Origin of the sequence: Kribbella qitaiheensis, assembly GCF_014217565.1 — a bacterium.
Taxonomy (GTDB): Bacteria; Actinomycetota; Actinomycetes; order Propionibacteriales; family Kribbellaceae; genus Kribbella; species Kribbella qitaiheensis_A.
The window spans coordinates 4,083,347-4,097,592 of sequence record NZ_CP043661.1 but is presented as its reverse complement, the minus strand read 5'-3'; the positions used below and the strand labels follow the sequence as shown (position 1 = coordinate 4,097,592).

Annotated in this window: 14 protein-coding genes; 10 read left to right on the top strand and 4 right to left on the bottom strand. The window is 66.9% G+C overall.

Annotation, left to right across the window (positions count from 1 at the left end; genetic code table 11):
* Positions 1 to 327: 327 nt before the first annotated feature.
* The 3 genes from paaK to paaI are packed head-to-tail and all read right to left on the bottom strand — an operon-like array spanning position 328 to position 3,303.
* Positions 328 to 1,638, bottom strand: coding sequence for a phenylacetate--CoA ligase PaaK (paaK, locus tag F1D05_RS19210; RefSeq protein ID WP_185441587.1), 1,311 nt, complete (start codon positions 1,636 to 1,638; stop codon positions 328 to 330).
* Between the two features lie 14 nt (positions 1,639 to 1,652).
* Positions 1,653 to 2,858: a 3-oxoadipyl-CoA thiolase gene (gene pcaF / locus F1D05_RS19205; protein WP_185441586.1), complete on the bottom strand. Its 1,206-nt coding sequence runs from the start codon at positions 2,856 to 2,858 to the stop codon at positions 1,653 to 1,655.
* Positions 2,848 to 3,303, bottom strand: coding sequence for a hydroxyphenylacetyl-CoA thioesterase PaaI (gene paaI / locus F1D05_RS19200; RefSeq protein WP_246485762.1), 456 nt, complete (start codon positions 3,301 to 3,303; stop codon positions 2,848 to 2,850). The genes pcaF and paaI overlap by 11 nt, the downstream gene beginning before the upstream one ends.
* 125 nt (positions 3,304 to 3,428) lie before the next feature.
* Between paaI and F1D05_RS19195 the strand changes: the two genes are divergently transcribed.
* From F1D05_RS19195 to F1D05_RS19175, 5 genes are all read left to right on the top strand, one after another.
* The gene (locus F1D05_RS19195) at positions 3,429 to 5,012 is read left to right on the top strand and encodes an aldehyde dehydrogenase family protein (RefSeq protein ID WP_246485761.1); all 1,584 of its coding nucleotides are present in this window, start codon (positions 3,429 to 3,431) and stop codon (positions 5,010 to 5,012) included.
* Between the two features lie 95 nt (positions 5,013 to 5,107).
* A complete protein-coding gene (locus tag F1D05_RS19190) occupies positions 5,108 to 6,496 on the top strand; it encodes a serine hydrolase (protein WP_185441585.1) in 1,389 nt (462 codons plus the stop codon).
* The gene (locus F1D05_RS19185) at positions 6,493 to 7,005 is read left to right on the top strand and encodes a flavin reductase family protein (RefSeq protein ID WP_185441584.1); all 513 of its coding nucleotides are present in this window, start codon (positions 6,493 to 6,495) and stop codon (positions 7,003 to 7,005) included. Before F1D05_RS19190 ends, F1D05_RS19185 begins: the two co-directional genes overlap by 4 nt.
* Before the next feature lie 122 nt (positions 7,006 to 7,127).
* Positions 7,128 to 7,766 (top strand): nucleotidyltransferase domain-containing protein, encoded by a 639-nt coding sequence (locus F1D05_RS19180; protein ID WP_185441583.1) that lies wholly within the window; start codon positions 7,128 to 7,130, stop codon positions 7,764 to 7,766.
* Entirely contained in the window at positions 7,763 to 8,176 is a 414-nt protein-coding gene (locus F1D05_RS19175; RefSeq protein WP_185441582.1) for a hypothetical protein, read from the top strand. Before F1D05_RS19180 ends, F1D05_RS19175 begins: the two co-directional genes overlap by 4 nt.
* A 64-nt stretch (positions 8,177 to 8,240) precedes the next feature.
* Here the strand turns inward: F1D05_RS19175 and F1D05_RS19170 are convergent, their stop codons facing one another.
* Positions 8,241 to 8,783 (bottom strand): sugar O-acetyltransferase, encoded by a 543-nt coding sequence (locus F1D05_RS19170; RefSeq protein ID WP_185441581.1) that lies wholly within the window; start codon positions 8,781 to 8,783, stop codon positions 8,241 to 8,243.
* Positions 8,784 to 8,896: 113 nt separating this feature from the next.
* Between F1D05_RS19170 and F1D05_RS19165 the strand changes: the two genes are divergently transcribed.
* The 5 genes from F1D05_RS19165 to F1D05_RS19145 all read left to right on the top strand — a co-directional run bounded on the left by F1D05_RS19165 (position 8,897) and on the right by F1D05_RS19145 (position 14,219).
* Complete coding sequence (locus F1D05_RS19165; protein WP_185441580.1) at positions 8,897 to 9,853, top strand: LysR family transcriptional regulator; 957 nt, start codon at positions 8,897 to 8,899, stop codon at positions 9,851 to 9,853.
* Between the two features lie 9 nt (positions 9,854 to 9,862).
* Positions 9,863 to 10,894 carry a zinc-dependent alcohol dehydrogenase family protein gene (locus F1D05_RS19160; protein ID WP_185441579.1) on the top strand — a complete coding sequence of 344 codons (1,032 nt, stop codon included), beginning with the start codon at positions 9,863 to 9,865 and terminating at the stop codon, positions 10,892 to 10,894.
* A 198-nt stretch (positions 10,895 to 11,092) separates the two neighbouring features.
* A complete protein-coding gene (locus F1D05_RS19155) occupies positions 11,093 to 12,373 on the top strand; it encodes an ABC transporter substrate-binding protein (RefSeq protein WP_185441578.1) in 1,281 nt (426 codons plus the stop codon).
* 44 nt (positions 12,374 to 12,417) lie between these two features.
* Entirely contained in the window at positions 12,418 to 13,317 is a 900-nt protein-coding gene (locus tag F1D05_RS19150) for a carbohydrate ABC transporter permease (protein WP_185441577.1), read from the top strand.
* Positions 13,314 to 14,219, top strand: coding sequence for a carbohydrate ABC transporter permease (locus F1D05_RS19145; protein WP_185441576.1), 906 nt, complete (start codon positions 13,314 to 13,316; stop codon positions 14,217 to 14,219). The genes F1D05_RS19150 and F1D05_RS19145 overlap by 4 nt, the downstream gene beginning before the upstream one ends.
* Positions 14,220 to 14,246: the final 27 nt, after the last annotated feature.

Genomic DNA, 14,246 nt, shown 5'->3' with positions numbered 1-14,246 from the left:
CAGTGGGGTTCGCCTCCCCGTGTGGGGGTTACCCCACTCGCATAGCAGTGGGCTAACCCTCACAGGAGGGGCCAAGCACCCGGTTTGCGCGGATGCCGGGGGTAGACCCATTGGTGTTGGGGTTCGCTCCTGGCGTGGGGGTTAGCCCACTGGTATGGCAGTGGGGTAACCCTCACAGGAGGGGGGAAGCACCCGGTTTGCGCGGATGCCGGGGGTAGACCCATTGGTGTTGGGGTTCGCTCCTGGCGTGGGGGTTAGCCCACTGGTATGGCAGTGGGGTAACCCTCACAGGAGGGGGGAAGTACCCGGTTGGCGCCGGTGGGCTGGTTAGGGGCGGCGATCGTTGATGCGCTTCGCCTTGCCCAGTGAGCGTTCCAGGGCGTGCGGGGCCAGAATCTCGACCTTGGCGGAGATGCCGATGCGGTTCTTGATGAGGTTCGAGAGAGCCGCGCCGACCCCGGCGTGGTCGGTGACACCAGGCGCCGCCTCGACCTGGACTGTTAGTTCGTCGAGGCGGTCGGGGCGGGTGAGGACGCAGAGGTAGTGCGGGGTCAGGCCTTCGATGCCGAGGATGAGTTCTTCGATCTGGGTCGGGAAGACGTTGACGCCGCGGATGATCATCAGGTCGTCGGTGCGGCCGGTGATCTTCTCCATCCGGCGCATCCCGGGCCGGGCGGTTCCGGGCAGCAGTCTGGTCAGGTCGCGGGTGCGGTAGCGCAGTACGGGGAAGGCTTCCTTGGTGAGTGTGGTGAAGACCAGCTCGCCGACCTCCCCGTCGGGCAGCACCTCGCCGGTGATCGGGTCGATGACCTCCGGGTAGAAGTGGTCCTCCCAGATGTGCAGGCCGTCCTTGGTCTCGACGCACTCCTGCGCGACGCCCGGTCCCATCACCTCGGACAGTCCGTAGATGTCGACGGCGTGCATCCCGGTGCGCGATTCCACCTCGGTCCGCATCTGCTCGGTCCATGGTTCCGCGCCGAAGATCCCGACCCGCAACGAGGTCTCCGCCGGGTCGATGCCACGAGCAACCATCTCGTCGAGGATGGAGAGGAAGTACGACGGCGTCACCATGATGATCCGCGCGCCGAAGTCGCGGATCAGGTCGACCTGGCGTTCCGTCATCCCACCCGAGACCGGAACGACCGTGCAACCGAGCCGCTCAGCCCCGTAGTGCGCGCCGAGCCCACCGGTGAAAAGTCCATATCCATAAGCGACATGGCAGACATCTCCCGCGCGACCACCCGCGGCCCTGATCGACCGGGCGATCAGATTCGCCCAGTTGTCGATGTCGCCACGCGTGTACCCGACCACGGTCGGCCGCCCCGTAGTACCGGAGGAGGCATGCACCCGGACAACCTGCTCCCGCGGTACGGCGAACATGCCAAATGGGTAGTTCTCGCGCAGGTCGTGCTTGCTGGTGAACGGCAGCCGGCTCAGGTCCGCCAGCGACTTCAGATCGTCCGGCGCGAACCCCACGCCGTCGAGCGCCGCCCGATAGTGCGGGACGTTCTCGTACGCCGCTCGCACGGTCGCCTGCAGCCCGGCCAGTTGCCGCGCGCGCAGCTCGTCGACGGACAGCCGTTCACCGTCGTCCTGAAGCTCCACCGGACACGGCTCACCAAGGAACCGATCGGTCATGAAAACCTCCGAAACTAAGGCCGGGCCAGCAGGGTCGCGATGCCCTGACCCACCCCGATGCACATCGTGGACAGCGCGTACCCCGCATCGCGGTGGCGAAGCTCGAGGGCGGCGGTGAGAGCGAGCCGGGCGCCGGACATGCCCAGGGGGTGACCCAGGGCGATGGCGCCGCCGTTCGGATTGACGTGATCAGCGTCGTCGGGAAGGCCGAGTTCGCGCAAGACCGCGAGGGACTGCGCCGCGAAGGCCTCGTTCAGCTCGATCACCCCGATATCGGCGAGTGCGACACCGGTGCGGGCGAGGAGCTTGCGAGTGGCCGGGACCGGGCCGATCCCCATGATCCGGGGCGGCACTCCAGCCGCGGCGGTGCCGACGATCCGGGCCAGCGGGGTGACGCCGAGCCGCTCGACGGCCGCGCCACTCATCACCAGCAGGGCCGCGGCGCCGTCGTTCACGCCGGACGCGTTGCCGGCGGTGACCGTGCCGGGGTCGCGGAAAGGCGTCCTCAGAGCGGCCAGGGCTTCGAGCGAGGTCTCGCGCGGGTGTTCGTCGACCTCGACCGTCGTCACGGCGCCCCGCTTGCCGGGGACTGACACGGCGACGATCTCTTCAGCCAGCCGACCGTTGGCCTGCGCCTTGGCCGCGCGCTGCTGGCTACGCAGCGCGAAGAGATCCTGATCCTCGCGGGAGATCTCGAACTCGGTGGCGACGTTCTCGGCCGTCTCCGGCATCGAGTCGATCCCGTATTGCTTCTGCAGCAAGGGATTCACGAACCGCCAGCCGATCGTGGTGTCGAAGATCTCCGCCTGCCTGGAGAAGGCAGTGGTCGCCTTAGGCATCGCAAAAGGTGCCCTGGACATCGATTCGACGCCACCGGCCAGCACGATCTCGTTGTCCCCGGCAATGATCGACCGCGCCGCCGAAGCCACGGCATCGAGGCCGGACCCGCAGAGCCGGTTGATCGTCGTACCGGGCACGCTCTCCGGAACCCCTGCCAGCAGCAGAGCCATCCGGGCGACGTTGCGATTGTCCTCGCCGGCCTGGTTCGCGCAGCCCAGGATCACGTCGTCGATCAACGCCGGGTCGAGAGCGCTGTGCCTGGCCAGCAAGGACGAGATCGCGTGCGCCGCGAGGTCGTCCGGGCGGACCGTTGCGAGCGCGCCGCCGTACCGGCCGATCGGGGTGCGGACACCGTCTACCAGGTAAGCCTCACGCGCCATCGTGCTTCTCCTTCAGGATGGTTCCCGGCAGTTGCCGGCTGCGGCCGCGGAATTCCGCGATCAGGTCGTCGCCGCGCCGGACCGTGACGTCGTAGATCCCGTTCCGCCCGTACGACGCACGCTCGACCGCCTCGGCGATCAGGATGTCGCCGCGCTGAGCCGGGGCGATGAAGACGATGTCGGCGCCCTGGGCGACGGTGACCTGGTTGCGGGAATTGCAGGCGAACGCGAACGCGGAGTCGGCCAGCGTGAAGACGAACCCGCCGTGCGCGATCCCGTGGCCGTTCACCATGTCGTCGCGAACCGGCATCTCCAGCACGGCCGTACCCTCACCGACCCGGACCAGACGCATGCCGAGGGAAGCACTGGCGGAATCCTCCGCCCACATCGCCGCAGCAACGGCTGCGGCCAGGTTGTCGCTCATCGTCCACCCAGACTCGGTCACTCAAGGGTTGTGACACTCTATCGGCGATCTGGTCATTGACTGTAACATCACTGTCGGGACCGGGCCTACGCTGTCCAGTAGTCCGCCTGAAGCCGACGAGCCGTCAACCAGCATGGAGCGCGCAGATGACCACCGCACCGACCAGCACCGACTGGCTCGCCGTTCACCGTGACCGGCTGGACGGAGCGCTGACCGCGATCCGCAGCCGCGGCTACTACTCCGCGTTCCCGGAGTCGCCCAGCCCGCGCGTGTACGGCGAAACCGCCGCCGAGGACGGCAAGGCGGCGTTCGACGCGCATCGCGGTACGGCGTACCCGGTGGAGACGCCCGGGGCGAACGGCACGGTCAGCACCGAGGAGTCGCCGTTCGGGATCTCGCTGGACATCCAGTACCCGCGGACCGTCGAGGACTGCCTGGACGAGCTGCTCGCGGCTGCCCAGAAGGGCATCAGCGACTGGCGAAAGGGCGGTATCGAGACCCGCGTCGGCATCACGCTGGAGATCCTCGACCGGCTGCACAAGCGCGTCTTCGAGCTGGCCAACGCGGTCCAGCACACCAGCGGGCAGGCTTTCGTGATGGCGTTCCAGGCCGGCGGCGCGCACGCGCTGGACCGGGCGCTGGAGGCGATCGCCTACTCGTACGAGGAGATGAGCCGCTACCCGGCGCAGGCGATCTGGGAGAAGCCGGCCAAGGGCGACCCGATCCGGCTGGAGAAGAACTTCACCGTCGTCGGCCGCGGTGTCGCGCTGGTGATCGGCTGCAACACGTTCCCGACCTGGAACTCGTGGCCCGGCCTGTTCGCGTCGCTGGTGACCGGCAACGCCGTCGTGGTGAAGCCGCACCCGCTCGCCGTGCTGCCGCTCGCGATCACGGTCGAGGTCTGCCGTGAGGTGCTCGCAGAGGCTGGCTTCGACCCGAACCTGGTCACCTTGGCCGTCGAGCACACCGGTGACGGCCTGGCCAAGCCGCTCGCGCTGCGCCCTGAGGTGAAGGTGATCGACTTCACCGGCGGCAGCGAGTTCGGCGAGTGGCTCGAGCAGAACGCGACCCAGGCCGAGGTGTTCACCGAGAAGGCCGGCGTGAACGCGGTCCTGATCGACTCGACCGACTCGTTCAAGGCGCTCTGCAACAACCTGGCCTTCACGCTGTCGCTGTACTCCGGCCAGATGTGCACCACCACCCAGAACCTGTTCGTCCCGGGCCGGCGGGATCGAGACCGACGAGGGGCACAAGTCCTTCGACGAGGTCGGCGCCGGCATCGCGAACTCGATCTCCAAGCTCCTCGGCGACGACGCCCGGGCGGTCGAGCTGCTCGGCGGCATCGTGAACCAGGCCGTGGTGAGCCGCCTCGAGCTGGCCCCGGAGTACGGGCAGGTCGTGCTGGAGTCCCGCGCGATCAAGCACCCGGCGTACGAGGACGCGGTGGTCCGTACGCCGTTGCTGGTCGCGATCGATGCCAAGGACGAGGGCGTCTATGGGCGCGAATGCTTCGGGCCGGTCTCGTTCCTGGTCCGGACCGCGGACACCGACGAGTCGATCGAGCTGTTCCGCAAGACGGTCGACGAGGGTGGCGCGATGACCGCCGGGGTCTACTCGACGGACGCGGCGAAGCTGGAGCAGGTGCGCGACGCGGCGCTCGAGGTCGGGGTGGCGTTGTCGGAGAATCTGACCGGCCAGGTTTTCGTGAATCAGTCGGCTGCTTTCAGTGATTTTCACGGCACTGGGGCGAATCCCGCGGCGAACGCCACGTACACCGACGGTGCTTACGTTGCGAGTCGCTTCCGCGTCATTCAATCTAGGCGTCATGCCTGACCCCCTGAATTCTGAGAACCTGCAAGAAGCACTCGCGTACTACGACAGCTGGCTCGCGTTCAACCAGCGCTACCAGCGGATCCCCGGGGTCCAGGCGGCGGTGTACGCCGGGGACGCGGTCGCGCTCTCCTCGGCGTACGGGCTGGCGGACGTCGAGCAGGGCACCGAGCTGACCGAAAATCACCTGTTCCGGATCGCGTCGCACTCGAAGACGTTCACCGCGACCGCCGTGTTCCAGCTCGCCGAGCAGGGTCGGCTGCGGCTCGACGACAAGGCTGGCCTGCACGTCACCGAGTTGGTCGGGACGCCACTGGGCGAGCTGACCGTGCGCGAGTTGCTGGCGCACGCAGGCGGGGTCACCCGGGACAGCCTGGAGGCGGACTGGTGGCAGCTCGCGACCGCGTTCCCGGACCGTGACCAGCTGCTCGCAGTACTGCGGGAAGAGTCGTCGGCGGTGCTCGCCGAGAACGACCGGTTCAAGTACTCCAACATCGGCTACGGGCTGCTCGGGCTCGTGATCGAGGCCGCGAGCGGTACGTCGTACAACTCGTACGTCCAGACCTCGATCGTGGACAAGCTCGGGCTCGCCGGACTCGGGCCGGAGTTGGATCTCCAGCGCAACGCGGAATATGCGGCTGGGTACAGCTCGTACAGCTATGGCGACACGCGGGTGCCGATCGACCACGTGGACACTCGCGCGCTCGCCTCGGCGACCGGATTCTTCGGCAACGCGCGCGACCTGGTCACCTACTTCTCCGCCCACTTCACCGGCGACGACCGGCTGCTGACGGACAAGTCGAAGCGGGAGATGCAGCACCCGCTCTGGCAGACCACCGAGGAGGACTGGCCGCGGTACGGGCTCGGTCTGCAGGTGTCGAAGATCGGCAAACGGAAGGTGTTCGGCCACGGCGGCGGCTACCCGGGGCACATCACCCGGTCCCTTGCCGATGGCGAGCAGAAGATCGCCGTGTCCGTCTTCACGAACGCGATCGACGGGCCGGCCGGGCAACTGGCCGAGGGGTTCTTCAAGCTGCTCGACCTGGCCGGCTCGAAGGAGCGCGGGACCGACTCGGGGCTGGAACGCTTCACCGGCCGGTACGCGAACCTGTGGGGCGTCAACGACATCGTCGTACTCGGCGGCCGGCTCTACGCGATCGACCCGAGCTCACCCGACCCGGCGGCCGAGCCGCAGTCGCTGGAAGCCGATGGCGACACGGTGCGGGTCATCGGCGGTTCGGGGTACGGCTCGTACGGCGAGTCCTACCGCTTTGAGTTCGGTCCGGACGGTCAGGTCGAGTCGCTCCGCGGCTCAAGCGGCCTGCTCTCCCACCCGATCGACCGTTTCTCGCTGCCGGATCGGGTGCGTAACGTGCAGGCATGACCATTCACGGGGACCACCCGTTCCTCCCCCCGGAGTCGGAGCGAAGCCCGGTACGGCGGTTGCGCGGGCGACTGCCGTCACCGGTCGGGCTGTGGACGACCTCGTACGACGGTAAGCGGGCCGGGCTCACGGTGTCGTCGATGCTGGTGGCGGACGGTGAGCCCGGATTCGTGGTCGGTTTGATCGACCCGGACTCGGACCTGTGGGAAACGTTGCGCGAGGCAAGGACCGCCGTGGTGAGCCTGCTCGGCTCCGGGCACCAGCAACTCGCAGACGCCTTCGGCTACGTGGCACCGGCCCCCGGCGGCCCGTTCCGGATGATCGACTGGACCGACACCGACTGGGGCCCGGCACCGGTCGGCGTCACCACCTGGGCGGGCTGCCGCCTCGTAACCCCCGACCCACCCGAGGTCGGCTGGTCCCTCCAGGTCCAACTCGAGATCGCCCACGTAGAGCTGCTGCCCGACGAGCTGCCACCCCTCATCCACCGCCGCGGGCGCTACTTGTAACCCCACCCACGCGCCTCCTCCGTCGTCGCTGCCCGCTGAGACCTGCAGGCGTTTCCCAAGCAAACGACATCTACCATGCAACACTGTGCTGCCGATATCGGCAGTAGAGTGTTGCAATCGACATGTCGAATCCGATCAGCACGGTGGTCCAGACCGTGGATGGCCCCGTGCTCGACGTGCTGGCGCGAACCACCGCTCCGTTGACCGGCCGGAAGATCCATCAACTCGCGGCCGCGGGCAGCGAGACCGGGATACGGAATGTGCTGAGGCGCCTTGCGGGCACCGGCTTGGTGATGGCGACGGAGGTAGGCCCGTCGGTTCAGTACAAGCTGAATCGCGACCACCTGGCCGCGAAGGCTGTGCTGGAGTTGGCGACACTGCGGTTGCGGCTGTTCGACAGCATCCGCGCGGAGATCCAGGGATGGCACATCCAGCCGATGCATGCGAGCGTCTTCGGCTCCACCGCGCGCGGCGATGGCGGCGTGAGCAGCGATGTCGACCTTCTGGTCGTGCACAAGTTCAGCGACGCGGAGGATCCGACGCAGGCGTGGACCGATCAGATGACCGACCTGGCAGACCGGGTCTATCGCTGGAGCGGCAATCACCTCCAGGTCTACGAACTCAGCTCACTCGGCTTCCTCCAACACGTCCAGGCTGGTGAGTCGATCGTCAAGGACTGGAGGCGCGACGCCGTCACCGTCTCCGGTCCGGAGTTCCGCGTATTCATGAACATTCACGTCCACGAGGAGAGCACGCAATGACACCGCAGGCCGGCCGTACGCAGGAGTGCGGCCGCGGACAGGCAATCGTCCGACTCACCCAGGCGCGAGCGTACTTGGAGGTTGCCGAACTCGTTGGCGCCGAGGAAGACGAGCTTGCGAACGACAACGTCACTGCTGCCCTTGCCGTTCTCGCTGGAATCGCCGCCGCTGATGCGGCATGCTGCGCGACGGTTGGCCGCAGATCCCGCGGGCAGGACCATCGGCAGGCGATCGGACTGATCGAGCAAGCTGGCGCAGACGGCAAGACGCTCGGGAAAGCGCTCGGCCGACTGCTCGACCTCAAAGACGGAGCGCACTACGGCATGGTGTTCGTAGGAGCGCAGCAGGCCAAGAGCGCATTGCGGAACGCGAGCATGCTGGTCGACGGAGCGGCTCGTCTCCTGACCTAACGCAACAGAGCGGGCACCGGCCAGCCGCATGGAGCCCAGAAACGCGAGTGTGGAGTACGTCGTACTAGCCGATGTTGCGGATGACTTTGGCGGGGACGCCTACCGCGAGGGTTGAGGGTGGGATGTCGTGGGTGACGATGGCGCCGGCGCCGATGACGGAGTGCTCGCCGATGGTTACGCCTTGGAGGATCATCGCGGAGGCGCCGATCCAGACGTTGCGTTCGATTCGGATCGGGGCGGCGGTGATGCCGTCGCGGCGGGAGGCCGGTTCGACGGGGTGGCCGGAGGTGATCAGGCTGACGCCGGGGCCGATCATCACGTCGTCGCCGATCTCGATGCCGCCGGTGTCGTTGAGTTGGCAGCGCTGGTTGATGAAGACGTTGCGGCCGACTCGGATGTTGATCCCGTGGTCGCAGTACAGGGGTGGGATCAGGGTGAAGGTCTCGTCGACGGGTTGACCGGTCAGCTCACTCCAGGTCGCCCGGATCGCCTCCAGGTCGTCGTACGGAAGGGTGTTGAGCCGTTCGGTCATCCGGATCGCCCGTTCGACCCGCTCGCGGAAACCGGATACCTCCGTCGGGCCCGCAGCGGTCCAGATCTTGGCCATGTGTTTTCCTCTCGCGCATCGAGGTGCTGATGCAAACAGGGAGGGCCAGGTCGGCACAAACAACGGTCAGGTCCGCGTGCCACAACTTCCGGTTGTCGACCTAAGGTGACCGAGTGGATCTTGCGGCCGTCCGGACCTTCGCGGCAGTTGTCGATGCCGGGCAGTTCCAGGCCGCCGCCGACGAGCTCGGCGTCACGCAGCAAGCCGTCTCGAAGCGAATCGCCACCTTGGAACGCGAGCTCGGAGTGGTCCTGTTCGCGCGATCGGCGCGAGGTACGCAACTGACCGTCGACGGGCAGGTGTTCCTGCCGCATGCCCGCGAACTCCTCCGGGTCGCCGATCGTGCCATCACCTCGGTACTACCCGGCCGCCGCGCTCTCCGCGTCGACGTCCTCAACCGCCGCGCCGCCCCGGCGACCTCCCTGCACGCCTTCCACCAGAACCACCCCGGCATCGACCTCGACGTGGTGACGCTGCCCGATCTCGACGTCGACGCCGCCATCGCCGAAGTAGCCGCCGGAACCATCGACGCCACCTTCCGCGCCGTCACCGAGCCCCGGCGCCAGCTCACCTCTCCGATCAGGGCATCCCGCGTCATCGACGATCCGCACCAACTACTCGTCGGCCCTCGCCACCCGCTGGCCGGCGCGGTCAGTCTCACGCTCGCCGACCTCACGCAGTACCGGATCTGGATGCCCGGCATGAAGGCCGGCACAGAATGGCGCTCGTACTACGAGGAGCTCGCTCGCGCCTTCGCGTTGGGCATCGACACCGAGGGACCGAGCTTCGGCGTCGAGGTACTCCTCGACGAACTCGCCGCCTCGGCGGAGCTGGCCACCTTCGTCGGCGCCGGCACCCGCTACTTCTGGCCGGAATCGTACGACCTACGCCGGATCCCGATCGTCGACCCCGCCCCGGTCTATCCCCACTCGATCATCTGGCGAGAAGACAACACCCACCCCGCCCTGACCGCATTCCTAACCCACCTCCATGCCACCCCCACCACCCCCGCGGCCGAGACCTGGGTCCCACCCTGGCGGGGGACTGTGCAGTGGTTCGGGGGCGTTTAGGGTGTGGGCATGAGAGCGACCACGATTCATGCGCCGTTCGATGTGCGACTCAGTGAGGTGCCTGATCCGGTGATCTCGGCGCCGACCGATGCCGTGATCAAGATCGTCGCGGGATGTATCTGTGGTTCGGACCTGTGGTCGTACCGCGGCGAGAACAAGATCACCCCGGGCAGCCGGATCGGGCACGAGTACGTCGGGATCGTCGAGGAGGTCGGCGCGGAGGTCCGGACCGTGAAGCCGGGCGACTTCGTCGTCACGCCGTTCGTCGCCAGCGACGGCACCTGCCCGAACTGCAAGGCGGGGCTGCAGTCGGTCTGCCAGAACATCGTCGGGATCGGCAGCAACGGCGCCGACGGCGGTCAGGGCGAGTACGCGAAGGTGCCGTGGGCCGACGGCACGCTGGTCGCGACCCCGGAGGTGCCGGACGACTCGCTCGTTCCGTCGCTGCTGACCCTGTCCGACGTGATGGGCACCGGCTGGCACGCTGCCCGGTCGGCGCGGGTCAAGGCCGGCGACACCGTCGTGGTGGTCGGCGACGGCGCTGTTGGATTGTGTGGAGTCCTCGCCGCCGCCCGAATGGGTGCGGAGCGGGTGGTCGCCCTGTCGCGGCACGAGTCGCGGCAGAAGATCGCGCGCGAGTTCGGCGCCACGCACATCATCGCCGAGCGCGGTGCCGAGGCGAAGGCCGCCGTACTGGAACTCACCGACGGGGTGGGAGCGGACGCGGTACTGGAATGTGTCGGCACCGACCAGTCGTTCAAGACCGCCTTCGACGTGGCCCGGCCGGGCGCGACCATCGGGTTCGTCGGGGTGCCGCACGGTGTCGAAGTGCCGATCCGGACCATGTTCAGCCGGAACGTGGGGCTGGCCGGAGGCGTGGCTCCGGCGCGTCAGTACCTGCCGGAACTGATGGCGGCCGTACTGTCGGGAGCGATCAACCCGGGCCTCGTCTTCGACTCGGAACTGCCGTTGGAAGCGGTTGCCGAGGGTTATCTGGCGATGCACGAACGGCGCAGTATCAAGGTTCTGCTACGGCCTTGACCCGGCTGCGGATCCTGCCTGCGAGTCTGGCTTCAAGCTGTGAAGACCCTCAACAATTGCGCACATAAAGGGGTCACATCTGCACAACTTGCTTGTGTAGAGCGTTGACACCTGCCCGGGCACGTGCCCAGAGTTGGCCCGTCAAGGGGGCATCTCGTTTGTCCAGACAGCTCCATGAGCTGATCGGAGAGTGAAAAAATGCGTGGTGGTTGGAGCAAGACCTTCGCGGTCATCGGTGCCGTGGGTCTTCTCGCGGTCAGTGCCTGCGGTAACAGCAACGACAACTCCACTGGGGGCGACGCGTCGGCCAACAAGGACGTCACCGTCTTCACCTGGTGGGCTGACGGCGGCGAGAAGGCCGGGCTGGACGGCCTGGTCTCGGCGTTCGCGACGGACTGCAAGGACTACAAGTTCGTCAACTCCGCCGTTGCCGGTGGTGCCGGTTCGAACGCCAAGCAGGTCTTGGCGAACGACCTGGCGGCCAAGAAGCCGCCGGCGACCTTCCAGGCGCACGCGGGCGCCGAGTTGGGTGACTACATCAAGAACGGCCAGGTCGACGACGTCAGCGACCTGTACAAGGAGTGGGGCCTGGACAAGGCCTTCCCGCAGAGCCTGTTGGACAACCTGACCGTCGACGGCAAGATCTACTCGGTGCCGGCCAACGTTCACCGGGCCAACATGGTCTGGGCCAACCCGGCGGTGCTGAAGAAGGCGAACATCGACGCCACCAAGGCGCCGGCCTCGGTCGACGCCTGGATCGCCGACATGGAGAAGCTGAAGGCGGCCGGGGTCAAGGCTCCGCTGGCCACCTCCAAGGGCTTCGCCCAGGAGATGGTGCTCGAGGTCGTCCTGCTCGCCGAGCTCGGTCCGGACAAGTTCACCGGGCTGTGGAAGGGCGAGACCGACGCAGGAGGCGCCGACGTGACGGCAGCGCTGACGAAGTACCAGAAGCTGCTGAGCTACAGCAACGTCGACCGTGACGCGATCGACTGGCCGGACGCGCTGGGCTACGTGAACAAGGCCCAGGCCGCCTACACGGTGATGGGTGACTGGGTCGCCGCGCAGCAGCTGTCCGACAAGGTGCCGGACTCGGCGTACACCTACTGGCCGGCGCCGGGGACCGCGGGGAACTTCCAGTTCCTTTCGGACTCGTTCACGCTGCCGACTGGTGGTCAGGACCCCGATGGCGCGAAGTGCTGGCTGAAGACTGTCGGTAGCGCCGAGGGCCAGAAGGCCTTCAACACCAAGAAGGGTTCGATCCCGGCCCGTTCCGACGCGGTCGCGACCGACTACCCGAAGTACCAGCAGTCCGCGATGGCTGACTGGACGGCGAACAAGATCGTGCCGTCCTGTGCACACGGTGCGGCCTGCAGCCTGGGCCAGAACGACAGCATCCTGTCCGCGATCAGCCAGTTCAGTGGCAAGCAGGACGTCGCGACGCTGCAGAAGGCACTGGCCACCGCGATCAAGTCGTCCTGACCCGCAGTGTCCTCACCGACAGCTAGAGATTCGGAGTCCTGAGCATGCATGGAAGGATCCGTACCTGGGGTCCAGGCGCCTTGGTGTTGTTGCCGACGGTGTTGTTGCTCGGGTATTTCGTCTACGGGTTGATTGGCTCGACGTTCAACACGTCGCTGACCAACAAGCACAATGCCCGTCCGGTTCCGACGAAGCATGTCGGATTCGAGAACTACGTCAATCTGTTCGGTGAGGACCGGTTCCTCAATTCGCTGAAGAACCTCGGCGTGCTCACGGTGGCATTCATCGTGGGCACGCTGATCTTCGGCGTGCTGTGGGCCTTGCTGCTGGAGAAGGGGGTCACCGGCGAGGGCATCTTCCGGTCGATCTTCCTGTTCCCGATGGCGGTCTCGATGATCGCGTCCGGCGTCGTCTGGGGCTGGTTGCTGAACCCGTCCCAGGGCGACGACGCGCGCGGTCTGAACCGGCTGTTCGACCTGCTGCACCTGAACTTCCTGGAAAATCCCTGGTGGACCGCGGGGAGTCGATGGACGACGATGGCGTCCATCGCCCTGCCCGCGGTCTGGCAGTTGTCCGGCTACATCATGGCGCTGTTCCTCGCAGGCTTCCGCGGGATCCCGGGGGAGTTGCGGGAAGCCGCCCGGGTCGACGGTGCGTCGGAGTTCAAGCTGTACCGCTATGTGTTGTTCCCGCAGTTGTCGCCGATCGCGTTGTCGGCGCTGATCATTCTGGGGCACATGTCGCTGAAGCTGTTCGACCTGATCTACGCGATCACCGGGCCGAACCAGTTCCGGACCGAGGTCCCGTCGGTCTACATGTGGAACACCTTGCTGCGCAGTGACATGGCCAAGGCCGCGGGAATCGCGATCGTGCTGCTCGCCGTGGTCGCCGTGCTCGTCATTCCCTATGTGGCCTACACCGTCCGGCAGGAGACCGAAGAATGACCGTCGTGGACGCCTCGGCCGCAACAGGTAAAGCCGCCGCGGCGATCAGCCGTAAACCCCAGCGCAGCACGATCAGCGACGGATCGACCAGGAAGAGCCGGACCGTTCGCTACATTCTGCTGCTGTTGTTCCTGCTGTTCGTACTGACGCCGGTGTACGTCGTACTGATCACCAGCTTCAAGACCTCCAGCGATACCACCGCCGCCGCGCAGTGGTCGCTGCCGCACACCTGGACGCTGGAGCCCTGGCGCAAGGCCTGGGACGTCCTCCAGCCGTACATGGTCCGCTCGCTCTCGCTGGCGGTACCGGCCGCGATCATCGCGTCGCTGATCGGCTCGGCCAACGGATTCGTGCTCGCCCGCTGGCGGTTCCCCGGCGCGAACCTGGTGTTCGCGTTCATCCTGTTCGGGATGTTCATCCCCTACCAGGCCGTGATGTTGCCGCTGCGGCAGACCTACCAGGAACTGGACGTCACCCGCGGCATCCCGACGCTGCTGATCACGCACGTGATCTACGGCATCCCGATCTGCACCCTGATCTTCCGCAACTACTACGCGACCGTGGTGCCGAACGAGATCATCGAGTCGGCCCGGGTGGACGGCGCCGGCCTGATCCAGACCTACGCGCGGATCATCCTGCCGATCTCCATCTCCGGCTTCGTGGTGACGCTGATCTGGCAGTTCACCTCGGTCTGGAACGACTTCCTGTTCGCGCTGTTCCTGACGCAGCAGAACAACGGCCCGGTCACCCTCGGCCTCGCGGCGCTGGCCGGCGGCCAGAAGGTGGACTACGCGGCGAGCATGGCGGGCGCGCTGATCACCTCGTTCCCGACCCTGCTGGTCTACATCCTGCTCGGCCGCTGGTTCATCGGCGGTCTGATGGCAGGCGCACTCAAGGGCTGACATCTGTACTATGGCCTCGCGGCTCGT

Excerpts from the sequence above, each read along its gene's own strand:
- paaK (WP_185441587.1), bottom strand. The coding sequence starts at position 1,638 with ATGACCGATCGGTTCCTTGGTGAGCCGTGTCCGGTGGAGCTTCAGGAC.
- pcaF (WP_185441586.1), bottom strand. The coding sequence starts at position 2,858 with ATGGCGCGTGAGGCTTACCTGGTAGACGGTGTCCGCACCCCGATCGGC.
- F1D05_RS19195 (WP_246485761.1), top strand. The coding sequence starts at position 3,429 with ATGACCACCGCACCGACCAGCACCGACTGGCTCGCCGTTCACCGTGAC.
- F1D05_RS19190 (WP_185441585.1), top strand. The coding sequence starts at position 5,108 with ATGCCTGACCCCCTGAATTCTGAGAACCTGCAAGAAGCACTCGCGTAC.
- F1D05_RS19185 (WP_185441584.1), top strand. The coding sequence starts at position 6,493 with ATGACCATTCACGGGGACCACCCGTTCCTCCCCCCGGAGTCGGAGCGA.
- F1D05_RS19180 (WP_185441583.1), top strand. The coding sequence starts at position 7,128 with ATGTCGAATCCGATCAGCACGGTGGTCCAGACCGTGGATGGCCCCGTG.
- F1D05_RS19175 (WP_185441582.1), top strand. The coding sequence starts at position 7,763 with ATGACACCGCAGGCCGGCCGTACGCAGGAGTGCGGCCGCGGACAGGCA.
- F1D05_RS19170 (WP_185441581.1), bottom strand. The coding sequence starts at position 8,783 with ATGGCCAAGATCTGGACCGCTGCGGGCCCGACGGAGGTATCCGGTTTC.
- F1D05_RS19160 (WP_185441579.1), top strand. The coding sequence starts at position 9,863 with ATGAGAGCGACCACGATTCATGCGCCGTTCGATGTGCGACTCAGTGAG.
- F1D05_RS19155 (WP_185441578.1), top strand. The coding sequence starts at position 11,093 with ATGCGTGGTGGTTGGAGCAAGACCTTCGCGGTCATCGGTGCCGTGGGT.
- F1D05_RS19150 (WP_185441577.1), top strand. The coding sequence starts at position 12,418 with ATGCATGGAAGGATCCGTACCTGGGGTCCAGGCGCCTTGGTGTTGTTG.
- F1D05_RS19145 (WP_185441576.1), top strand. The coding sequence starts at position 13,314 with ATGACCGTCGTGGACGCCTCGGCCGCAACAGGTAAAGCCGCCGCGGCG.